This window comes from Stutzerimonas stutzeri (genome assembly GCF_000590475.1).
GTDB classification, from domain to species: domain Bacteria; phylum Pseudomonadota; class Gammaproteobacteria; order Pseudomonadales; family Pseudomonadaceae; genus Stutzerimonas; species Stutzerimonas stutzeri_D.
This window is the reverse complement of the sequence record NZ_CP007441.1, coordinates 4196212-4217489: the sequence shown is the minus strand read 5'-3', so window position 1 is coordinate 4217489 and position 21278 is coordinate 4196212. Positions and strand designations below refer to the sequence as shown.

Annotated in this window: 20 protein-coding genes; 16 read left to right on the top strand and 4 right to left on the bottom strand. The window is 61.3% G+C overall.

What is annotated here, in order from left to right; translation table 11 throughout:
* Nucleotides 1–34: 34 nt before the first annotated feature.
* From CH92_RS19165 to fba, 7 genes are all read left to right on the top strand, one after another.
* Nucleotides 35–955, top strand: coding sequence for a LysR substrate-binding domain-containing protein (locus CH92_RS19165; RefSeq protein ID WP_144381055.1), 921 nt, complete (start codon nt 35–37; stop codon nt 953–955).
* A gap of 106 nt (nt 956–1061) precedes the next feature.
* Entirely contained in the window at nt 1062–3059 is a 1998-nt protein-coding gene (gene tkt / locus CH92_RS19160) for a transketolase (protein WP_025243374.1), read from the top strand.
* A gap of 164 nt (nt 3060–3223) precedes the next feature.
* A complete protein-coding gene (epd, locus tag CH92_RS19155) occupies nt 3224–4270 on the top strand; it encodes an erythrose-4-phosphate dehydrogenase (protein ID WP_025243373.1) in 1047 nt (348 codons plus the stop codon).
* Between the two features lie 49 nt (nt 4271–4319).
* Entirely contained in the window at nt 4320–5480 is a 1161-nt protein-coding gene (locus CH92_RS19150; RefSeq protein ID WP_025243372.1) for a phosphoglycerate kinase, read from the top strand.
* Between the two features lie 110 nt (nt 5481–5590).
* Nucleotides 5591–5785: a hypothetical protein gene (locus CH92_RS21765; RefSeq protein WP_025243371.1), complete on the top strand. Its 195-nt coding sequence runs from the start codon at nt 5591–5593 to the stop codon at nt 5783–5785.
* Nucleotides 5786–5812: 27 nt separating this feature from the next.
* On the top strand, nt 5813–6145 hold the full coding sequence (locus tag CH92_RS19145) for an MliC family protein (protein WP_025243370.1): 333 nt from the start codon (nt 5813–5815) through the stop codon (nt 6143–6145).
* Between the two features lie 175 nt (nt 6146–6320).
* Nucleotides 6321–7385 (top strand): class II fructose-bisphosphate aldolase, encoded by a 1065-nt coding sequence (gene fba / locus CH92_RS19140; RefSeq protein WP_025243369.1) that lies wholly within the window; start codon nt 6321–6323, stop codon nt 7383–7385.
* Between the two features lie 64 nt (nt 7386–7449).
* Here fba and CH92_RS19135 read toward each other — a convergent pair whose 3' ends face one another.
* A complete protein-coding gene (locus CH92_RS19135) occupies nt 7450–7827 on the bottom strand; it encodes a response regulator (protein ID WP_025243368.1) in 378 nt (125 codons plus the stop codon).
* A gap of 216 nt (nt 7828–8043) precedes the next feature.
* On the opposite strand from CH92_RS19135, the gene CH92_RS19130 reads away from it, so the two are divergent.
* The 5 genes from CH92_RS19130 to CH92_RS19110 all read left to right on the top strand — a co-directional run bounded on the left by CH92_RS19130 (nt 8044) and on the right by CH92_RS19110 (nt 10870).
* Entirely contained in the window at nt 8044–8664 is a 621-nt protein-coding gene (locus CH92_RS19130) for a class I SAM-dependent methyltransferase (RefSeq protein ID WP_025243367.1), read from the top strand.
* Between the two features lie 202 nt (nt 8665–8866).
* A complete protein-coding gene (locus tag CH92_RS19125) occupies nt 8867–9145 on the top strand; it encodes a DUF3509 domain-containing protein (RefSeq protein WP_025243366.1) in 279 nt (92 codons plus the stop codon).
* A gap of 128 nt (nt 9146–9273) precedes the next feature.
* Nucleotides 9274–9747, top strand: coding sequence for a hemerythrin domain-containing protein (locus tag CH92_RS19120; protein ID WP_025243365.1), 474 nt, complete (start codon nt 9274–9276; stop codon nt 9745–9747).
* 529 nt (nt 9748–10276) lie between these two features.
* Nucleotides 10277–10618, top strand: a complete 342-nt coding sequence (locus CH92_RS19115; protein ID WP_025243364.1) for a hypothetical protein — start codon at nt 10277–10279, stop codon at nt 10616–10618.
* Nucleotides 10619–10681: 63 nt separating this feature from the next.
* Nucleotides 10682–10870: a hypothetical protein gene (locus tag CH92_RS19110; RefSeq protein ID WP_025243363.1), complete on the top strand. Its 189-nt coding sequence runs from the start codon at nt 10682–10684 to the stop codon at nt 10868–10870.
* Between the two features lie 55 nt (nt 10871–10925).
* Here CH92_RS19110 and CH92_RS19105 read toward each other — a convergent pair whose 3' ends face one another.
* Nucleotides 10926–12110 carry an NAD(P)/FAD-dependent oxidoreductase gene (locus CH92_RS19105; protein WP_025243362.1) on the bottom strand — a complete coding sequence of 395 codons (1185 nt, stop codon included), beginning with the start codon at nt 12108–12110 and terminating at the stop codon, nt 10926–10928.
* A 213-nt stretch (nt 12111–12323) separates the two neighbouring features.
* Nucleotides 12324–14510 (bottom strand): YccS family putative transporter, encoded by a 2187-nt coding sequence (yccS, locus tag CH92_RS19100; protein WP_025243361.1) that lies wholly within the window; start codon nt 14508–14510, stop codon nt 12324–12326.
* Nucleotides 14511–14702: 192 nt separating this feature from the next.
* Here yccS and CH92_RS19095 point away from each other — a divergent pair, with 192 nt between their 5' ends.
* The gene (locus CH92_RS19095; RefSeq protein WP_025243360.1) at nt 14703–16181 is read left to right on the top strand and encodes a PhoX family protein; all 1479 of its coding nucleotides are present in this window, start codon (nt 14703–14705) and stop codon (nt 16179–16181) included.
* Nucleotides 16182–16435: 254 nt separating this feature from the next.
* Here CH92_RS19095 and dbpA read toward each other — a convergent pair whose 3' ends face one another.
* Entirely contained in the window at nt 16436–17815 is a 1380-nt protein-coding gene (gene dbpA / locus CH92_RS19090) for an ATP-dependent RNA helicase DbpA (protein ID WP_025243359.1), read from the bottom strand.
* A 124-nt stretch (nt 17816–17939) separates the two neighbouring features.
* Here dbpA and CH92_RS19085 point away from each other — a divergent pair, with 124 nt between their 5' ends.
* The 3 genes from CH92_RS19085 to CH92_RS19075 all read left to right on the top strand — a co-directional run bounded on the left by CH92_RS19085 (nt 17940) and on the right by CH92_RS19075 (nt 21260).
* Nucleotides 17940–18458 carry an ATP-dependent zinc protease gene (locus tag CH92_RS19085; protein WP_025243358.1) on the top strand — a complete coding sequence of 173 codons (519 nt, stop codon included), beginning with the start codon at nt 17940–17942 and terminating at the stop codon, nt 18456–18458.
* Nucleotides 18459–19220: 762 nt separating this feature from the next.
* Complete coding sequence (locus CH92_RS19080; RefSeq protein WP_025243357.1) at nt 19221–19484, top strand: DUF4212 domain-containing protein; 264 nt, start codon at nt 19221–19223, stop codon at nt 19482–19484.
* A 6-nt stretch (nt 19485–19490) separates the two neighbouring features.
* Nucleotides 19491–21260 carry a sodium:solute symporter family protein gene (locus CH92_RS19075; RefSeq protein WP_025243356.1) on the top strand — a complete coding sequence of 590 codons (1770 nt, stop codon included), beginning with the start codon at nt 19491–19493 and terminating at the stop codon, nt 21258–21260.
* Nucleotides 21261–21278: the final 18 nt, after the last annotated feature.

The window sequence follows — 21278 nt, the reverse complement described above, 5'->3', positions numbered from 1 at the left end:
GCGATGAGTTTTACTCATGCTGGAGCGGGGCGGCATGACGCTGCGGATGCCTCCCTTGTACGCGCTGCGTGCTTTCGAGGTGGCGGCGCGCTTCGGCTCGTTCACCCAGGCGGCCGAGAGCCTCTGCATCACCCAGAGTGCAGTCAGTCGGCATGTGAAAGCGCTGGAGGGAAACCTCGGCTGTCAGCTTTTCGAGCGCCGCGGTTCCCGGTTGGCGCTGACCGATACCGGGCGTTTGCTCGCGCAGGAGCTGAAGGTCGGTTTTCGCACCATCGAAAACGCCTGCATCGCGGTCAACCGCCAGCAGGACGCGCTGAGGCTCAAGGCCCCTTCGACGCTCACCATGCGCTGGTTGCTCGGCGCGTTGGACGACTTCCAGCTGACACACCCGCAAAACCGGGTGCAGCTCACCAGCGCCTGGATGGATCTGGACACGGTTGATTTCCATAACGAGCCGTTCGACTGCGCGATCCTGCTTGGACATGGCGGTTTTCCTGCCGACTGGAATCGGGTCAAGCTGTTCGATGAGTGGCTGGTGCCGGTGTGTTCGCCTCACGTGCTTGGCAGTACGCATTGGACTGCGGACCAACTGGCCGCGGCCGAACTGATCCATCCTTCACGCGACTGCCGCGATTGGCGGCGCTGGCTGCAGCGGGTCGGGCTGATCGACGCCGTTGCCTGGCAGCAGGGCAAGCTGTTCGACACGCTGGAGCTGGGCATCTCCGCCGCGGCGCAGGGGCACGGCGTGTCCATTGGCGATCTGGCGTTGGTCGCTACCGAGCTGCGCAAGGGTGCGCTGGCGCTGCCGTTCGATCAGGCGGTGCGCTCCGGCGACAGTTATTACCTGGTGTGGCCGGCGACCGGGGAAACGCCGGTGACGCTGAGCCGAATGAAGGACTATCTGCTGGAGCATCTGCCGGATGTCGGCAACCACGGTGTACGCCTGCTCGACTGAGTGGATCGGCGATGACGGAACGCGCGTGTATTCAGTCATTGCCCCGCCACCCTCGGTAGGGGAAAATGGCCGCCTTTTCCAGTACCACCCCGCAGGAGATTCAGCGATGCCCAGCCGTCGTGAGCGAGCCAATGCCATCCGCGCCCTCAGCATGGATGCCGTGCAGAAAGCCAACAGCGGCCACCCGGGTGCCCCCATGGGCATGGCGGACATCGCCGAAGTACTCTGGCGTGATCACTTGAAGCACAGCCCGACCAATCCGCAATGGGCCGACCGCGACCGCTTCGTGCTGTCCAACGGCCACGGTTCGATGCTGATCTATTCGCTGCTGCACCTGACCGGCTACGACCTGTCCATCGATGACCTGAAGAACTTCCGCCAGCTGCACAGCAAGACCCCGGGTCACCCGGAGTTTGGCTACACCGCGGGCGTCGAAACCACCACCGGGCCGCTCGGCCAAGGGTTGGCCAACGCCGTGGGCTTCGCCCTGGCGGAAAAGATCATGGCTGCGCAGTTCAACCGTCCCGGCCATGAGATCGTCGATCACAACACCTATGTGTTCATGGGCGACGGTTGTCTGATGGAAGGTATCTCGCACGAGGTCTGCTCGCTGGCTGGCACCCTCGGGTTGAACAAGCTGATCGGTTTCTACGACGACAACGGCATCTCCATCGACGGGGAAGTCCATGGCTGGTTCACCGACGACACGCCGCGCCGCTTCGAAGCCTACGGCTGGCAAGTGATCCGCAACGTCGACGGTCATGACGCCGACGAAATCCAGATCGCCCTCGAAACGGCCCGCAAGAGCGACCGTCCGACGCTGATTTGCTGCAAAACCATCATCGGCTTTGGCGCGCCGAACAAGCAGGGCAAGGAGGAGTCCCACGGCGCAGCGCTCGGTGATGCTGAAATCGCCCTGACGCGTGAGGCGCTGGGCTGGAAGCATGGCCCGTTCGAGATTCCTGCGGACATCTATGCCGAATGGGACGCCAAGCAGAAGGGCGCCGATGCGGAGAACCAGTGGAATCAGCGTTTCGCCGCCTATCAGGCCGAATTCCCGGCGCTGGCCAGTGAGTTCACGCGGCGGATGGCCGGCGAGCTGCCAGCCGACTTCGCCGAAAAGGCTTCCGCGTACATTCGTGAAGTGGCCGAGAAGGGCGAAACCATCGCCAGCCGCAAGGCCAGCCAGAACTGCCTGAACGCCTTCGGCCCGCTGCTGCCGGAACTGCTCGGCGGCTCGGCGGACCTCGCCGGTTCCAACCTGACGCTGTGGAAGGGTTGCAAGCCGGTAGTCGCCGAGGACGCCTCGGGCAACTACATGTACTACGGCGTGCGCGAGTTCGGCATGGCCGCGATCATGAACGGCGTTGCCCTGCATGGCGGCCTGATTCCTTATGGCGCGACCTTTCTGATGTTCATGGAATACGCGCGCAACGCCGTGCGTATGTCGGCGCTGATGAAGCAGCGTGTGCTTTATGTTTTCACCCATGACTCCATCGGTCTGGGCGAAGACGGCCCGACTCACCAGCCGATCGAGCAGCTGACCAGCCTGCGCACCACGCCGAACCTGGATACCTGGCGCCCGGCCGACACGGTCGAGTCGGCGGTGGCCTGGAAGCACGCGGTCGAGCGCAAGGACGGTCCGAGTGCGCTGATCTTCTCGCGCCAGAACCTGCCGTATCACATCCGCGACAACGAAACCGAGTCGTCCATTTCCAAGGGTGGCTACATCCTCAAGAACTGCGCTGGCGAGCCTGAACTGATCCTCATCGCCACCGGTTCGGAAGTCGGTCTTGCCGCGCAGGCCTACGACAAGCTCACCGCGCAAGGCCGTAACGTGCGCGTCGTCTCCATGCCGTGCACCAGCGTCTTCGACGCTCAGGACGCAGCCTGGAAGCAGCAGGTCCTGCCGGTTGAAGTCGGCGCGCGCATCGCCATCGAGGCGGGTCACGCCGATTACTGGTACAAGTACGTCGGTCTCGACGGTCGCATCATCGGCATGACCACCTACGGTGAATCGGCTCCGGCCGGCCAGCTGTTCGAGGAATTCGGCTTCACCGTCGACAACATTCTCAGCGTTGCCGAAGAGTTGCTGGAAGACTAAACAAGCAGCTGGAGGCCTGAAGCTGGAAGCTTGTAGCAAGAGCAACCTGGAACAGGCCTAAGGGATCACAGCAGCTGAGAAGTCGCAGCTGGAAGTTGGAAGTGGCAGCAGCATTTCCGGCTTTCGGCTTCCGGCTTCCAGCTTGCCCAAAAGACGAGCCGTGAATGTCCCGAACTCCCCGCTACCGCGTTGCCCTTAACGGTTACGGTCGCATCGGTCGCTGCGTGCTTCGTGCGTTTTACGAGCGCAATGCGGCTTTCGATTTCGAAATCGTCGCCCTCAACGACCTCGCCGATATGGCGAGCCTCGAATACCTCACCCGCTTCGACTCTACCCATGGCCGCTTTCCCGGCGAGGTGGCTGTAGAGGGCGATTGCCTGCGTCTGAACGGTCACGGTGTGAAGGTATTGCGCGAGTCGACGCCCGAAGCGGTGGACTGGCGCGGCCTGGGCGTGGATCTCGTGCTGGAGTGCTCCGGCGCGTACAACACGCGCACCGGCGGGCAGCGCTTCCTCCATGCCGGTGCGCCGCGCGTGCTGTTCTCGCAGCCTATGAGCGGCGCCGCGGACGTTGACGCCACCGTGGTGATGGGCATCAACCATGAGCAGCTGACCGGCACCGAGCAGCTGGTATCCAATGCGTCCTGCACCACTAATTGCGGCGTGCCGCTACTCAAACTTCTTAACGATTCGATTGGCCTGGATTACGTTTCGATCACCACGATTCATTCGGCGATGAATGATCAGCCGGTCATCGACGCCTACCACCATGACGATCTGCGCCGCACACGGTCAGCCTTCCAGTCGGTGATTCCCGTCTCGACCGGCCTCGCGCGCGGTATCGAGCGCCTGCTGCCGGAACTCTCGGGACGGATTCAGGCCAAAGCCGTGCGAGTGCCGACGGTGAATGTGTCCTGCCTGGATATCACGCTGCAGACGACCCGCGATACCGATGCGTCGACGATCAACCGGATCCTGCGTGAAGCCGCGCAATCCGGCCCGTTGAAAGGCCTGCTCGCGTATACCGAGCTGCCCCATGCCAGCTGTGATTTCAACCACGACCCGCATTCGGCGATCGTCGATGGCAGCCTGACGCGCGCCTCCGGGCCGCGGCTGGTGAACCTGCTGGCCTGGTTCGACAACGAATGGGGTTTCGCCAACCGCATGCTCGACGTAGCCGGTCACTATTTGCAGGTGTCCCACCGCACCTGACGCCACACCGCTTGAAGACATCGCCGTTTTGAACTTAAGGGAAGATCACATGACCGTTTTGAAGATGACCGACCTCGACCTCCAGGGTAAGCGCGTGCTGATCCGCGAGGACCTCAACGTGCCGGTTAAGGATGGCGCGGTGAAAAGCGATGCGCGCATTCTGGCTTCGTTGCCAACTATCAAGCTGGCGCTGGAAAAGGGCGCGGCGGTGCTGGTCTGCTCGCACCTGGGGCGCCCGGAGGAGGGCGTTTACAGCGAGGAGGACAGCCTCAAGCCGGTCGCCGACTACCTGAGCAAGGCGCTGAATCGCGAGGTGCCGCTGATCAAGGACTATCTGGACGGTGTCCAGGTAAAAGCCGGAGAGTTGGTGCTGCTGGAGAACGTGCGGTTCAACAAGGGCGAGAAAAAGAACACCGACGAACTGGCGCAGCAGTACGCCGCGCTCTGCGATGTCTTCGTCATGGACGCCTTCGGCACCGCCCACCGCGCCCAGGGCTCGACCCACGGGGTGGCCAAGTTTGCCAAGGTTGCCTGTGCCGGCCCGCTGCTCGCAGCTGAGCTGGACGCCCTGGGTAAGGCGTTGAAGAGCCCGGCCCAGCCTATGGCGGCCATCGTTGCCGGCTCCAAGGTTTCGACCAAGCTGGACGTGCTCAACAGCCTGAGCCAAGTCTGCAATCAGCTGATCGTCGGCGGCGGCATCGCCAACACCTTCCTTGCCGCCGCCGGCTTCCCGGTAGGTAAATCGCTGTATGAAGCCGATCTGGTCGATACCGCCAGGGCGATCGCCGCTAAGGTCAGCGTACCGCTCCCGGTCGATGTGGTGGTCGCCAAGGCCTTCGCAGAAGACGCCGAAGCCACGGTCAAGGCCGTAGCCGACGTCGCCGAGGACGACATGATTTTGGATATCGGCCCGCAGACCGCAGCCAACTTCTCGGAATTGCTGAAGTCTTCGAAAACCATCCTGTGGAACGGCCCGGTTGGCGTGTTCGAATTCGATCAGTTCGGTAACGGCACCAAGGTGCTGGCGCAGGCGATCGCTGAAAGCCCGGCGTTTTCGATTGCCGGTGGCGGCGACACCCTGGCTGCGATCGACAAGTACGGTGTCGGCGAGCAAATCTCTTACATTTCCACTGGCGGTGGTGCGTTTCTCGAGTTCGTCGAAGGCAAGGTGCTGCCTGCTGTCGAGGTGCTGGAGCAGCGCGCCAACTAAGGCGACCTGCAATTGATGGCGTTGTGTCGTTACAGGCGCAGCGGCAAAAGGCAACCCTCGGCATTCGGTGCTGTCTCTGTTTCTGTCCCAACGAGGAATGGAGGCTCACCATGCGTTACGCCGCAATAGCTGTTTGCTGTCTTGGTCTGGCCGGTTGTGCCGGGGGTACGCCGGAGTCGGCCTGCGAAGTGTTCGATCCGCCACCGGTACAAAGCCCGACCGCTCAGAATGATCAACGCGTCCAGATGCAGAGCACCGGTGACCCGACCGCAGGTACCGCGGCCGATGTGCGGGACTGTCCCTGAGCCATACGTATCAAGCAAGGAGGAGCGATGAGAGGTGTGTTCATCCCGGTTGTCGCGTTAATGCTCGGCGGATGCGGTCACTGGCAATCTGGCCCGGACGCCCCGTTTGTTCGCTGGAAATGCCAGAGTCAGCAGAACATCGCCTGGCGCTACGCCGACGAGAGCCATCAGACGGTGGACCTCAGAATAGGCAATAGCGAACAGGTACACACCCTGCGCAAGGAACCTGCCACCCGTGGTGCTTTCTATAGCGATGGTGTTGTGGCTTTCCACGACAAAGGCAACGAGGCGCTGGTCTATCGGCTCGCCGACGACAAATTGCTGGCCCATGGCTGCAGTGCTTCGCTGATTACCATTTGATACGCCCGCGCGCCTCCACTGGTGTGAGGCGAATGGACGGCGTTTTCGCCAGAGCTGATGGCTTTTGGCCCGTCCGCCACTACAATGCCGCGCCTATAGCGCGGTGCTTGAACACCGCCAGCCCCTGGGGCAGGCTTTACACGATTAATCGACCCTAACCGGGAGAAAGGAAAACATGGCACTCATCAGCATGCGCCAGATGCTCGACCACGCCGCCGAATTCGGCTACGGCGTGCCGGCTTTCAACGTGAACAACCTCGAGCAGATGCGCGCCATCATGGAAGCGGCCGACAAGACCGACTCCCCGGTGATCGTCCAGGCGTCGGCCGGTGCCCGCAAATATGCCGGCGCGCCGTTCCTGCGCCACCTGATCCTCGCGGCCATCGAAGAGTTTCCGCACATCCCGGTGGTCATGCACCAGGATCACGGCACCAGCCCGGACATTTGCCAGCGCTCGATCCAGCTGGGCTTCAGCTCGGTGATGATGGACGGTTCGCTGAAGGAAGATGGCAAGACGCCGTCCGATTACGAATACAACGTCCGTGTGACTCAGCAGACCGTCGCCTTCGCCCACGCCTGTGGCGTTTCGGTGGAAGGCGAGCTGGGTTGCCTGGGTTCGCTCGAAACCGGCATGGCCGGTGAAGAGGATGGTGTCGGCGCTGAAGGCACGCTGGATCACAGCCAGCTGCTGACCGATCCGGAAGAAGCCGCCGATTTCGTTGCCAAGACCAAGGTCGACGCCCTGGCCATTGCCATCGGCACCAGCCACGGCGCCTACAAGTTCACCAAGCCGCCAACCGGTGACACCCTGTCGATCCAGCGCATCAAGGAAATCCACCAGCGTATCCCCGATACCCATCTGGTGATGCACGGCTCTTCCTCGGTACCGCAGGAGTGGCTGAAGATCATCAACGAGTACGGCGGCGACATCAAGGAAACCTACGGCGTGCCGGTCGAGGAAATCGTCGAGGGCATCAAGTACGGCGTGCGCAAGGTCAACATCGACACCGACCTGCGCCTAGCCTCCACCGGTGCGATCCGTGAGTTCATGGCGAAGAACCCCAGCGAGTTCGACCCGCGCAAATACCTGGCCAAGACCGTGACCGCTATGCGCGACATTTGCATCGCCCGTTACGAGGCCTTCGGCACTGCGGGTAATGCGTCGAAGATCAAGCCTATCTCCCTGGAAGGCATGTTCGAGCGTTATGCGCGCGGCGAGTTGGACCCCAAGGTCAACTGAGTCGCCGCTACAAACCACGAGCCCGCTTATGCGGGCTCGTTGCGTTAGAAGGCAGCGTTCGTGGCTAGGCGAGCAGTTGCTGAATCTGGGTCCTTAGCCTATCCAGCGAAAAAGGTTTGGCAATGATCGGGGCGGTGCGAACGATCGGGCTGCCGGACTCGTGAATTTCGATCGGATAACCGCTAATGAAGATGACCTTCATCTCTGGACGCAGCTTGAGCGCCGGCTCAGCGATCATCACACCAGAAATGCCCCCGGGTAATCTGAAGTCGGTCACCAATAAATCCAGCTGCGGCTTGGTCGCCAGAATCTCGAAAGCCTGAGTGGAATCCGACGCTTCCAGAACCTTGTAACCTTCGTCGGCCAGATAGTCGGACAACAGGCGAAGAATGTGTGGTTCGTCCTCAACGAGCAGGACGACTTTGGTGGGTGTTGGGTTCATCGAAGCGATTCTCGACGTTTCGGTGGACGTTTGCGTCAGGCCGGTGATTAATCCGGCTCGGGACAAGCACGTTGGAGCGTTGAGGCATTCCGCAAGTTCAGGGTCACAAGACCATTCGTCAAGCCTTTATTGGCGCGCCACAGTAGAACGGGTGCGCGTCGGCAATCAAACCATGCCCCATGAGGGCTAAAGCGCCAACCATTTTCGGGAGCCATCATGACCGACGAAACCCCCCGTACCATCGCCGACCGGACCCTGGACGACTATCGTGCCAATGCCGAGGCGTTTCGCGAAGGTACCCGTGACCACGACGTCAGCCAGAACATCGACGCGCTGCTGCGGCATATTCACGGCGAGCCGCCCTTTCGCATACTTGATCTGGGCTGCGGTCCGGGGCGCGACCTCAAGGCCTTCACGGCGCGGGGCCATGTCGCCGTCGGGTTGGAAGGAGCCGAGCCCTTCGTGCAGATGGCGCGGGCCGAAACCGGTTGCGAAGTGCTGCACCAGAACCTCCTGCAACTGGATCTTCCCGCCGGAGCGTTCGATGGCATCTTCGCCAATGCGGTGCTGTTCCATGTGCCCAGCCGAGAAATCGCCGGCGTTCTGCTGAAGCTGCATGCGGCACTTCGCAGCGGAGGCGTGCTGTTCGCCTCCAACCCGCGTGGCAACAACCAGGAAGGCTGGAGTGGCGCGCGCTATGGCGCCTGGTATGACTGGCCAACCTGGAATGGATTGCTTCAGTCGGTGGGCTTCGTCGAGCTCGAGCACTATTACCGGCCTACGGGTTTGCCTCGTGACCAGCAGCCTTGGCTCGCCAGCGTCTGGCGCAAGGGTTGAGCGGGGGACATCAGGAGGCAGCGGTTGTTCATCGGGCAAAGCAGAATGCATGCCGAGAAACTTGGGTTCATGCGTTTTGCATGCAGCCAAAACGCTATTATGTGACGTAAGTCACTGAATTTCGTGGATTTAACTATCTCCTCCGGTTGGCACGAACGCTGCTCCATCTATGGACGCTGGACCATAACTGGAGTACACAATAATGATTGCCGCTGAAAAAGTTCTCTCTGCCGCGTTTCCAGAGTTCGAAGTAATTACCCACCCGCGTCCGGACGGCGGGCTCTTACTGACGTTGCGTAACGATGATCGGGATGTCATCAAGCGCGCCCTTTCCAAGGGACAGACCCAGACCAATATTCAGCTGGAATGGGTCATCAGCTCGATACGCCGTGACCTGGCGCTTGAGGCTGGCATGTCGCCGGCTATCGCCCGCTTGCAAAGCCAGAGCCGCACCGGGCTGCCTACTTACGAGTACGCCTGAGCCACGCGCCCGGCTTGCAGGACTGCAGGCCGGTCGACTGTACACGTTGCGCACTCCAGCGCAGGCGATCCGACTGGGCCGAAAGAGCCTGGATGCTTCGCAAAGCCTGATAGCGATGAGGAATCCATATGAACGCCATCGACCTGTTGATAGATGATCACGAAAAAGTGAAAGACATCCTGACGCGTTTGACCGAGAGCACCGAGCGTGCCGTCAAGACTCGCGCCGAGCTGCTGCAGAAGCTGGAGATGGAAATCACCATTCACACCCAGCTCGAGGAGCAGATTCTTTATCCCGCCTACAAGGAGGCCGGAGGCAAGGAAGAGCTGAAAATGTATTACGAGGCGAAGGAAGAGCACCGCGCGGTTGATTCGCTCGTGCTGCCCGACCTCAAATCGACCGATCCGTCGACTTTCGAGTTTTCCGGCCGTGCCAAGGTGTGCAAGGAGCTGCTTGAGCACCACATCGAGGAGGAAGAATCAGAAATGTTCCCCAAGGCCCGTGAACTGTTCGGTCAGAGCCGATTGGAAGAAATGGGCGAACAGATGGCCGAACTGAAGGAGCGTCTGAAGAAGGAGCTCAGCGCCAAACAAGCGGCCTGAGTGCTGTAGCCGGGGTGCCTAACCCCGGTTTGCTTGACTGGGTCCCGAGTTGTTTGGATCGGTTTTGCTGATGCCTCGATCTTGCTCGGCTATCTGAGCGCTATCCACCTCGCATCTTCAGAGTTGACCGCCGTTCTATGTCGCTGCGCCCGGCGGACGCCGTTCGGCCGCCATCCTCACGGGCGATTATCGTCCCGGCTTATAGCCTCGGCTTGGCGTTGAGCGCCGAAGGGGTGAGCGCCCCGAACAATCGCGATTCTCTGTTCAACGAGGGCTGTCAGAACGTCCAGCGTTACGGTCAGCCGGCCCAGCCGCACTGCAATCCCAGTCAGCGACGCAGCGTATTTCCAAGGGCGCTTGCTGCCGCAGGCCAGCCAAACGTCATTGGAAATCGACTTTGAGTACGGCCGTCAGCGCTAGCTTTGGCGTGCCAAGGCACTCTTGGCGATAGCAAGGGTCAACTTCTGTGGAATCGATGATTCAAGAATTCGCTGGCTACCCGCCGGCTCACTCTGTAGGAGGTGACCCCATGCGTCTTGCTTATTTATCTGCCCCTGTTCTAGGTCTGTTGCTGGTTGGTTGTGGCCCGGATGAGGAGCCCAAACGCGACGAAATGCCGCCGCAGCCCACAACCGAGCAGCCTGCTACACCACCGGCCACCACGCCGCCGGCCGGCTCTGACACCGGCACTGGCGCCGGTACGGGTGCAGGCCCAGGCACCACTGGCACCGGCACGGGTGCAGGTGCGGAGACCGGTACCGGAACCGGTATGGGCACCGCGCCAGCTGACAACGGCAGCGGTATGGGCACTGAGTCGGGTGCTGGTACTGCGCCCAACACCAATGGAAGCGGTACGGGTACTTCGCAGTAAAAGCCTCGAACCCGTGGGGTGTCTCGCGAGTCTGGCGAGGCACCCACTTTGCAGGAGAACCGTATGAAATCGAAATGTATCGTTGCCGCCGCCGCGTTGCCGCTTTCGCTGATGCTTGCCGCCTGCTCGCCAGACGATGAGCCCTCGGCGATGGACAACAACAGCGACAATCAGCAGGAGTATCAGAACACCGCGACTGACCCGGCTGGGCCACGCGAGGTTTCGCCGCCATCGAACCTGTCCAACGAGTGACGGCGCACCGCCACCGGAGCATTCCTGGCGGGGACAACATCAATAAAGGGGCGAGTCAGACGTATTGCGCCGCGGCGTAGGCGGACGCCCAGGCCCATTGGAAATTGAACCCGCCCAGGTGACCGGTGACATCGAGCACTTCGCCGATGAAGTACAACCCCGCTGCCTTTTGCGATTCCAAGGTTTTCGACGATACCTCGCGAGTATCCACGCCGCCCAGCGTTACTTCTGCGGTGCGATAACCTTCGGTCCCGGCGGGCACCAGCTGCCACTTGCCAAGTTTCTCCGCCACCTCTTCAAGCTCGCCCTGGCTGTACTGCTTCAGCGGCTTGGAAACGAACCAGTGCTCACTCAGCAGCCCTGCCATCTTGCGGGTGAAAAGCTCGCCAAGGAGTGTCTTCAGCTCGGTGTTGGGTCGCTCGCGTCGTTGCTCGTCCAGCCACTCGACGAGGTTCAGATGCGGTAGCAAATTGATCTCGATGGCATCGCCCGATTGCCAATATGAGGACACCTGGAGAATCGCTGGCCCGGAAAGGCCGCGATGGGTAAATAGGATATTTTCGCGAAAACTCTGGCCGTTGCAGCTGACCAGGCAGTCTTCTACCGAAGTGCCGGACAACGCTTCGCACATGCCCTTTAGCTGCGGCTCGGTGATGGTGAACGGCACCAGACCGGCGCTGGTCGGCAGCACGTTGTGGCCGAATTGCCGCGCGATCTGGTAGCCGAAGCCACTGGCGCCGAGCGTCGGAATCGACAGCCCACCCGTGGCAATGACAAGCGACTGGCAGACAAGCTCGCCGGCGTCGCTCTGCAGCTGAAAACCGCTTTCAGTTCTTTCCACGGCCTGCACCGCGATGTTCAGCCGCATATCGACTCCAGCCTGCTGACATTCGTCGAGCAACATGGCGAGAATGTCGCTGGCCTTGTGGTCGCAGAACAGCTGGCCGAGCTTCTTCTCGTGATAGGGCACGCCGTGGCGGCTGACCATCTCGATGAAATCCCACTGGGTATAACGAGCCAGCGCGGATTTGCAGAAGTGCGGATTGGCGGAGAGGAAGTTCGCCGGCTCGGTGTACATATTGGTGAAATTGCAGCGCCCGCCACCGGACATGAGAATCTTCTTGCCCGCCTTGTTGGCATGGTCGAGTAGCAGCACCCGACGACCCCGTGCCGCCGCGGTGAACGCACACATCAGCCCTGCCGCGCCGGCACCGATCACCACTACATCCGTCTGCAACACCGCTCACCTCGGTCAGGCCTGAGAACGCGGCATGGTACCCCGCCGGCACGGTCCACGCATTGCTCTTGGGCGCTTGGCGCTGATCGAGCAGATCGGCTCGGTTCGTGCGCTGCGAACCAGTGCGCTTGGCCATCGACCGGGACAAGGGCATGAGCGTTGTCGCGGGGGCAGAGATTTCAATATTCGCTGGCTGCCGGCTCCCGGATCGCTGCCTCAGGGCTGAGGCGAGGGTGCCCGGCGAACCAGGTGGCTGGCCATGCTGCGTAGTGGCGCCAGTTGACGACAGATCAGACCCAACTGCGTCTGCAGCAGACGATGCGCATCGTCCATGTCTTCGGATGCCTGTTCAAGCTGCTGCGCGAGGGATTCTTCGTCTTCGCTGTAAACAGCCACCGGCTGGTTGCTCCGCAAGGCTGCCGCCAACTCATCGAGGCCGCCCGCCAGGCGTTGCGCCGCGCTTTCCAGCAGGTCGTCGCGGGCGTCGTCGGGCAAGCTCTCGCGATGCGCGCCCAGCCCCGACAGGTAATTGAGCAGGGTGTGCGAGAGGATCAGAAAGCGAAAACCGGTCTCGGCATCCTTTCGGAAATGGCCCGGTTCCAGCAGCATGTTCGACAGCGTGGTCGACAGTGCGGCATCGGCGTTGTGGGCGTTGCGTCGGGCCAGCCGGTAAGCGAGGTCGTCGCGCTTGCCGCTCTCGTACTGGTGCATGATCTGACGCAAATAATCCGCGTTGCGGCTAAGGGTATTGGCGACCACCTGATTGAGGCGGCGGCCTTGCCAGTCTGGAAGGATCAGAAAGACCGCGGCAGCGGCAATCAGGCTACCCAGCAGGGTGTCGACCAGGCGCGGCCAGATCAGCCCGTAACCGTCGCCGACCTGGTTGAAGCAGAACAGCACCAGCAGCGTGATCGCCGCCGTCGCCAGGGTGTAGCGGCTGCTTCGCGTGGCGAAGAACACCACGCCGGCAACCACCGCGAACAGCGCCTGAATCTGCTGGCTCGGGAACAGATCGAACAGCGCCCAGCCCACCACCAGCCCCAGCACGGTGCCGGTCACCCGCTGCACCAGCTTGATCCGAGTCGCGCCGTAGTTCGGTTGGCAGACGAATACTGTCGTCAGCAGCACCCAGTAGCCCTGTTCTGGATGAATCGCATGCAGCACCGCGTAGCCGCAGACCAGCGCCAGGCTCATACGCAGGGCGTGGCGAAACAGCAACGAGGTGGGCGTCAGTTGCAGGCGGATGCGCGCGAAGGCGTCGCGTACCGATTGCGGATCGCGGTCCAGCAAGCTGCTGTCCTGCTCGCCCTCGAGTGCATCCGGGTTGCTGGCGCTGGCGAGCTGGCGCTGCATTGTCGACAGGTTGCCCGACAAGGCGCGCAGTGAGCGCAACAGTCCACGCCAGGCAGGGTTGCTCTGCATCCGCAGGTGTTCCAGCGACGACTCGAGGTCGGCCAGCGCCTGCGCATTGGCTTCGCTGTAGCGGAAGGGTTGGCGCAGCTGTACTGCGTTGGCCAGTTCCGCACAGGCCACACCCTGCAGCCGCAACAGTCGGCCGCAGCGGAACAGTACATCGCTGTGGAAGAAGGCCTCGGCCAACGCCTGATAGGGGTAGTGCGAGGAACTGACACGCTCATGCAGGTCCTGGGCGAGGAAATAGAGCTTGAGGTAATGGCTGATCTTCACCCCCGGTCGTCCAGTACCGAGTCGGTGCAGCAGGGTTTCCTTGGTGGCGTTGAGTGCGCTGACGACGCGACCGTTCTGCTGCGCCAGTTGCAGGCGGCGCTCCTCTACATCGAGTTGACGCACCGGCTCGAATAACGAGGCCTTGAGTTTGAAGTACCGGCCCAGTTCCCGGTACAGCCTGGCCAGGCTCTGCTGCACCGGCTGGTGCGAAAACAGCGCATTCCAGAGCACCGACAACAGTCCGTACCAGGTTGCCCCGGCCAGCAGCAATAATGGATCGCGCCAGGGATGAAGCGCCTCGCCGCCGCGCTGATCGGCGGCGATCATGCTGTAAATGGATAGGATCAGCGTGGCCTGGGCAATGGTCGCGTATCGCTCGCCCAGGGCGCCGAGCATGACCAGAGCGAACGCGGCGACAGCCATGCCAAGGGCGAACAGCCACGGGTAAGGAAACAGTAGTTGCACTGAGGCCGTCGCGATGCTGAAGCACAGCAGTGTAACCAGCAGGGCCGAGAGCCGGCCGAGCCAGCTATCGTCGGTCTCCGCCAAGGCGCTGGCGATCACCCCGAGAAACAGGGGGATGGCCAGCGTGGGCTGTCCGAGGTACCAACTGAGGCCCATGCTGCCGGCCAGAGCGATCAATACGCGAAGGCTGTAGCCGAACTTCTCCAGGGCCCAGAGGCGGCGCAGGGAATGGCTGAGCGATGGTGAACGCATGGGGCAGTCGAACCTGGCTGTGGAAAGGGGGTTGGACGTCTGCGGCGTGCAGACGTCACGGCTTGCGATGCAAAGCTTATACCGTCCATCCGTCCCGTATCACCGGAACGCCATCGCTTGGTCATCGTTCCGCCGTAATCGTCTGGCTTCATTCCATGCGCCCCTCCCCATTCCGATAAAAGAGGACACCGCATGAACCGTGAACATGATGCCAGCCGCCGCAACCTGCTCAAGGGCAGCGCCATCGCCGCCGTGGTGGCCACCACGCCGTTTCTTGGTACGTTGCAAGCCTTCGCAGCGCGCAACGCACAAGGCCGCGGCGCCGGAGTGGTCCGTAGCAGCTACGGCCCGCTGCGACCGACCAAGGATCTGAGTACCGGCCTGGAGTTGCTGCAGTTGCCCGACGGCTTCCAGTACAGGAGTTTCTCCTGGACCGGCGATCTGATGGAAAATGGCCAGCCGGTCCCCTCGTCTCACGACGGCATGGGCGTCATCAATGTGCGTCGCGGTCCGAATGGTCCGGAAATCGTGCTGGTGCGCAACCATGAAGTCGGCACCGGGAGCCTGATCGAAGCCAATGGTATCTATGACGGTGTCACGCTCGCCAACGGCCAGCGTCCGGCCGGGGGCACTACTAACCTGTACGTGTCGCGGGACATCGAGCAGCCGGTACGCACCCTGCCCAGTCTGGGAGGCACGCGTACCAACTGTGCTGGCGGCGTTTCGCCGTGGGGCACCTGGCTGTCCTGTGAAGAAACCACCGCCGACTACCGCAGCGTCGGCGGCCGCGCCCACGGCTATGTCTTCGAAGTGACGGCAGACCCGGCGCTGACCACCGGTCAGCCAATCATCCAGATGGGCCGCTTCGCCCATGAGGCGGTGGCCGTCGACCCACGCAACAGTTACGTCTACCTGACCGAAGATGCGCGCAACCAGGCCGGTTACTACCGCTACATACCGACCGATGCCAGCCAGCAACCGGGTTCGCTCGCCGTGGGCGGTATCCTGCAGGCGGCGCGGGTGCGCAACCGGGCGCTGGTCGACTTGCACGCGCCGAAGCAGGGCGACAGCTACCAACTGGAGTGGGTTGAAGTAGCGGATCCGGATCTCGATCCGCAGCCGGAGGGCAGCGGTCCCTTCGCCCAGGCCCGTCAGGCGGGAGGTCTGAGCATGAGCCGTGGCGAGGGCATCTGGTACAGCGAAGGCAGGCTGTTCATCGTCGACACCAGTGCCGGTGCCGACGACCAGGGGCGTGCCGGTTATGGCCGCGGTGCGGTCTGGATGCACGACTTGGCGACCGATCGGCTGACCTGCATCTTCGCCTCCACCGATGCCGAGGTCGCCAACAACCCGGACAACATCACCGTCAGCCCGCGCGGCGGCCTGTTGCTTTGCGAGGATGGCGGCGGCGTGCAGGATGTGTACGGCTTCGGCGAACGTCTGTTGGGGCTGACTACGGCGGGTGAGGCCTATATTTTCGCCAAGAACAATGTGGCATTCGACGACATACAGGCCGCGGCCGCCGGCAAGAAGGTGTCCGGTGGCGATTACCGCAACCGTGAGTTCTGCGGCGCCTGTTTCGACCCGAGTGGACATTTCCTCTTCGTCAATATCCAGACCCCAGGCATCACCTTTGCCATCTGGGGCCCGTGGGCGCGTGGGTCGTTGTAAGAGAAGCAGCGGGAAGCCTGAGGCAGGAAGCCGGAAGTAAAGCCTTGCGCTTGGACTTGTGGGGTGGGTGTCGCGTCTTATGTACACCGTGGCCGCGAGTGGCGGATCGGTGAAGCGTGATCCACCCTACGTCAGCTTCGTCGGATGGGTGCAACCCATCGAAGCCGGTGCAAAAAGCCAGCGGCGTCGGGTGATGGAGCCGGACGAAAACCCGCGCACCCGCGCGAAATTCCCGCTTTGGCTTCCAGCCAGTCTTAAAGCTGCCTCACCTTCAACGACCGCCCCTTGATCTTTCCGGCATTCAAGCGGTTGAGCGCCTGTTTGGCTGCACCTCGCTCGACCGCAACGAATGCCTGGAAGTCGAAAATCGCGATCTTGCCGACCTGCGTGCCCGGGATGCCTGCATCGCCGGTGAGCGCGCCGAGAATATCGCCGGGGCGCAATTTGTCCTTGCGGCCCGCGCCAATGCAGAGCGTCACCATCGGCGGTTGCAGCGGGCCGCCAGGCTGCGCTTTCAGCTCGCTAAGGGGCTGCCAGTTGAGCGGCGCCTTCTGACGCTCTTCGATGGCGCGTGCACGGTGTGCTTCGGCAGGCGCGACCAGGCTGATGGCGATTCCCTTTTTGCCGGCGCGCCCGGTACGCCCGACACGGTGGATGTGGATCTCCGAATCGCGCGCCAGCTCGACGTTGATCACCATGTCCAGCGCATCGATATCCAGGCCACGGGCGGCGACGTCGGTCGCGACCAGTACCGACAGGCTGCGATTGGCGAACATCGCCAGGACCTGATCGCGGTCGCGTTGCTCCAGATCGCCATTGAGCGCCATGGCGGAGATGCCCTTGGCGCTGAGTTGGTCGACCAGCTCCTGGCACTGTTGCTTGGTAAAGCAGAACGCGACACAGGTTTCGGGGCGGAAGCTGGCGAGGATGCGCACCACGGCTTCCATCCGGTCGTCCGGATCGATTTCGTAGAAGCGTTGTTCGATCTGGGTGTCGTCGTGCAGCGCTTCGGCCTTCACCTGCTGCGGGTCGCGCATGAAAGTCGCAGAAAGCTGCTTGATGCCGGAAGGATAGGTGGCCGAGAACAGCAGCGTCTGACGCTTGCTCGGGGTCTGTCCGATGATTTCGGCAATGGCGTCGTAAAAACCCATGTCGAGCATGCGGTCGGCTTCGTCGAGCACCAGCGTGTTGAGACCATCGAGTTTCAGAGAGCCCTTTTTCAAGTGTTCCTGAATGCGTCCGGGCGTGCCGACGATGACATGCGCACCGTGCTCCAGCGAGCCGATCTGCGGGCCGATGGAGACGCCGCCGCAAAGGGTGAGGATCTTGATGTTGTCGGCCGAGCGCGCCAGCCGGCGCAGTTCCTTGGCGACCTGGTCGGCCAACTCACGGGTCGGGCAGAGCACCAACGCTTGGCAGCCGAAATAGCGCGGATTGAGCGGCTCGAGCACTGCGATGCCGAAGGCGGCCGTTTTTCCACTGCCGGTCTTGGCCTGTGCGATGAGGTCCATACCCTTGAGCATCACCGGCAGACTCTGGGCTTGGATCGGCGTCATCTCGGCGTAGCCGAGGGCGTCGAGGTTTGCCAGCGTCGCGGGGCTGAGGGGCAGGGTGGCGAAGGCTGAACTGGGCACGGTAGTCATCTGCAAGAGGAGGTGGCGGGCAGTCTAACAGGCCTGTGCGGTCGTCGCGTGGCCGGAACGGATACAGCCGAAGCGAGTCCCAAAGGAAGTCAATGGATACTCCCAGGAGGCTGTTTTGTCCCGTTTGTTGTTGCTGCTCAGTGCGCTATCCCTTCCCGCCATTGCCGCAGAGCCGACGCTCTTTGGCCGCTATGAACAGATCAAGGTCGAGGATCTCGGCAAGACGCTCAAGGCCAAGATGGACACCGGCGCGATGACCGCCTCGTTGTCGGCTCGGGACATCGAGCGTTTCGAACGTGAAGGCGAGGACTGGGTGCGCTTCCGCCTGGCGGTCGAAGGCGCTGGCGACACCTTTTACGAGCGGCCGCTCGCACGCATTGCCGAGATCAAGACCCGGGCAGAGGAGGCGGCAAGCGATGACGATACCGATCTGGAGCGTGGGCCGGACGTCGCCGAGCGGCCGGTGGTCGAGATGCAGCTGTGCATCGGCGACCAGCTACATGACGCCGAAGTGAACCTCACCGACCGCAGCCATTTCCGCTACCCCCTGCTGATCGGCGCCACCGCGATCCGCGACCTCGAAGCCGCCATTGATCCGGCGCAGAAGTATACGGCGGGCCGCCCAGCCTGCTGAGCCAACCTGCCGGTATATATAGCAGGCAAGGGTGATCGGTAGGTTGGCGCCAGCTGCGCTTTAGCCTGCCTGGTGAGCGTTAACAGCCGCCCCTGTTCAAATTCTGCACAGACATCATCTGCAGCCCGACCACTGAGTCGGGCTGCTTTGCTTCTGATCCTGCGTGGCGGTCTTCTGAAATGATTAAGAAGCGGTAGTACAGCGTGGCGGACTACGCAAAAGAAGATGTAGACGTGAAGGTGAAATGTGCGACGCACTTCATCTAACTGGGAGCTTATTCGGAAAGCAGTCAATTAATTCCCGCGTAGCTTCTATATATATTGCAGGGAACTGCTGTTTTTATGTTCGTAACATTAATGGGTATATCAGTAACAAAACGTCCACTGGCTTTTATCGGGTGGTCGGGATTGATTCGACGGGAAGGAAAGGAGCAATGATTTGCTCTGTTTAGCAAGTGCAATGAGTTGGTTGTATCGGTGGACTGCGACTCGCATGGTTTCGAAAATAGCCGTTCATTTTTGAGGGCTATTTGTCGGTGCCGTCTCCGTCACGTTCGCCGATTGCACAACGCGCCCCGACATCACGGCTCAGTAGCTGCTCGTTGCCAACTGATTTCATCCCGAAGAACGTCCGGAGACGGCTAAAAGACGGGCATACAGGCGTCCGTCAGACTAAAGTCGGGGCTTTCTTTCCGTGATGCTTCCTTGCTAGATTCACGCTGTGGTTTCCTTTACCCGTAATAACAATAAGACGGAGAACGTCATGGCCGACGACGACAAAAACAATGCTGCAGCGTACTGGAAGGCGAATGTTCGCCTGATAACAATAAGCCTGGTGGTATGGGCTCTCGTTTCTTATGGCTTCGCCATCATCTTGCGTCCATTGCTGGCAGGTATCCCGGTTGGGGGATCGGACCTGGGCTTCTGGTTTGCAACTCAAGGCTCCATTCTGACGTTCCTGGCGATCATCTTCTTCTATGCGTGGCGGATGAACAAACTGGATCAAGAATTTGGTGTTGAGGAGTAACCCGCCATGAGTCAATTTTGGATCAACATGCTATTTGTGGGCGCGTCCTTCATGCTGTACTTCGGTATTGCATATTGGGCTCGCGCTGGATCGACCAAGGAATTCTACGTCGCCGGTGGTGGTGTTCATCCCGTGACCAACGGGATGGCGACTGCGGCAGACTGGATGTCCGCGGCTTCCTTCATCTCCATGGCGGGTATCATCGCTTCTGGTGGTTACGCCACATCGACCTATCTGATGGGCTGGACCGGTGGTTACGTCCTGCTGGCGATGCTGCTGGCTCCGTACCTGCGCAAGTTCGGCAAGTTCACCGTACCGGACTTCATCGGTGACCGCTTCTACAGCCGTGGTGCACGACTGGTGGCGGTCATCTGCCTGATCCTCATCTGCGTCACCTACGTGATCGGTCAGATGTCGGGCGCCGGTGTGGCCTTCTCTCGCTTCCTCGAAGTGAGCAACAGCACCGGTATCTGGATCGCGGCAGGCGTCGTGTTCTGCTACGCGGTATTTGGCGGCATGAAGGGCATCACCTACACCCAGGTGGCCCAGTACGTCGTACTGATCATTGCCTACACCATTCCGGCAGTGTTCATCGCCATGCAACTGACGGGCAACCCTATTCCTGCGTTCGGTCTGTTCGGGGATCACGTCGAGTCTGGCGTGCCGTTGCTGACCAAGCTGGATCAGGTCGTGCGTGACCTCGGCTTCCAGGCATTCACCGCTGACGTCGACAACAAGCTGAACATGGTGCTGTTCACCCTGTCGCTGATGATCGGTACGGCGGGTCTGCCGCACGTCATCATTCGTTTCTTCACCGTTCCGCGTGTGGCTGATGCGCGTTGGTCTGCCGGTTGGACTCTGGTCTTCATTGCGCTGCTGTATCTGACGGCTCCTGCCGTGGGCGCCATGGCTCGCCTGAATCTGCTGGACACCATCTACCCAGAAGGCCCGCAAGCCGAAGCGATTCGCTTCGAAGAGCGTCCGGACTGGATGAAGACGTGGGAAGAGACAGGTCTGATCTCGTGGGCCGACAAGAACAGCGATGGTCGTATCCAGCTTTATAACGATACCAACGCCGATTTCGCGCCGACCGCGAAAGAGCGTGGCTGGAATGGCAGTGAGCTGACCGTCAACAATGACATCATTGTTCTGGCCAACCCGGAAATCGCTAACCTGCCAGGCTGGGTCATTGGCTTGATCGCTGCCGGTGGTATCGCCGCTGCGCTCTCGACGGCAGCGGGTCTGTTGCTGGCGATCTCCTCGGCAATCAGTCACGACCTGATCAAGAACATCATCAATCCGAAGATCAGCGAAAAAGGCGAAATGCTTGCGGCGCGGATTTCCATGGGTTGTGCGATTGTTTTGGCAACCTGGCTGGGGTTGAATCCACCGGGCTTCGCGGCACAGGTGGTGGCACTGGCGTTCGGTATTGCCGCTGCTTCTCTGTTCCCGGCGCTGATGATGGGTATCTTCTCCAAGCGCGTGAACAGCAAAGGCGCGGTAGCAGGCATGGTGGTAGGTCTGGTGAGCACACTGGTCTACATCTTCCTGTACCTTGGCTGGTTCTTCATCCCGGGCACGGCGTCCTTCGCCAATACGCCTGACAACTGGATGCTGGGCATCTCTCCGCTGTCCTTTGGCGCAGTAGGTGCGATCATCAACTTCGCAGTTGCCTACGCGGTATCGATGGCTACTGAGGCACCGCCGCAGGCGATTCAGGATCTGGTCGAAAGCGTTCGTACCCCGAAGGGTGCTGGCGCTGCACTTGATCACTAATGCAACCAGCGATCAGAT

Coding starts and splice junctions, on each gene's coding strand:
- CH92_RS19165 (WP_144381055.1), top strand. CDS start 35: ATGACGCTGCGGATGCCTCCCTTGTACGCGCTGCGTGCTTTCGAGGTG.
- tkt (WP_025243374.1), top strand. CDS start 1,062: ATGCCCAGCCGTCGTGAGCGAGCCAATGCCATCCGCGCCCTCAGCATG.
- epd (WP_025243373.1), top strand. CDS start 3,224: ATGTCCCGAACTCCCCGCTACCGCGTTGCCCTTAACGGTTACGGTCGC.
- CH92_RS19150 (WP_025243372.1), top strand. CDS start 4,320: ATGACCGTTTTGAAGATGACCGACCTCGACCTCCAGGGTAAGCGCGTG.
- CH92_RS21765 (WP_025243371.1), top strand. CDS start 5,591: ATGCGTTACGCCGCAATAGCTGTTTGCTGTCTTGGTCTGGCCGGTTGT.
- CH92_RS19145 (WP_025243370.1), top strand. CDS start 5,813: ATGAGAGGTGTGTTCATCCCGGTTGTCGCGTTAATGCTCGGCGGATGC.
- fba (WP_025243369.1), top strand. CDS start 6,321: ATGGCACTCATCAGCATGCGCCAGATGCTCGACCACGCCGCCGAATTC.
- CH92_RS19135 (WP_025243368.1), bottom strand. CDS start 7,827: ATGAACCCAACACCCACCAAAGTCGTCCTGCTCGTTGAGGACGAACCA.
- CH92_RS19130 (WP_025243367.1), top strand. CDS start 8,044: ATGACCGACGAAACCCCCCGTACCATCGCCGACCGGACCCTGGACGAC.
- CH92_RS19125 (WP_025243366.1), top strand. CDS start 8,867: ATGATTGCCGCTGAAAAAGTTCTCTCTGCCGCGTTTCCAGAGTTCGAA.
- CH92_RS19120 (WP_025243365.1), top strand. CDS start 9,274: ATGAACGCCATCGACCTGTTGATAGATGATCACGAAAAAGTGAAAGAC.
- CH92_RS19115 (WP_025243364.1), top strand. CDS start 10,277: ATGCGTCTTGCTTATTTATCTGCCCCTGTTCTAGGTCTGTTGCTGGTT.
- CH92_RS19110 (WP_025243363.1), top strand. CDS start 10,682: ATGAAATCGAAATGTATCGTTGCCGCCGCCGCGTTGCCGCTTTCGCTG.
- yccS (WP_025243361.1), bottom strand. CDS start 14,510: ATGCGTTCACCATCGCTCAGCCATTCCCTGCGCCGCCTCTGGGCCCTG.
- CH92_RS19095 (WP_025243360.1), top strand. CDS start 14,703: ATGAACCGTGAACATGATGCCAGCCGCCGCAACCTGCTCAAGGGCAGC.
- CH92_RS19080 (WP_025243357.1), top strand. CDS start 19,221: ATGGCCGACGACGACAAAAACAATGCTGCAGCGTACTGGAAGGCGAAT.
- CH92_RS19075 (WP_025243356.1), top strand. CDS start 19,491: ATGAGTCAATTTTGGATCAACATGCTATTTGTGGGCGCGTCCTTCATG.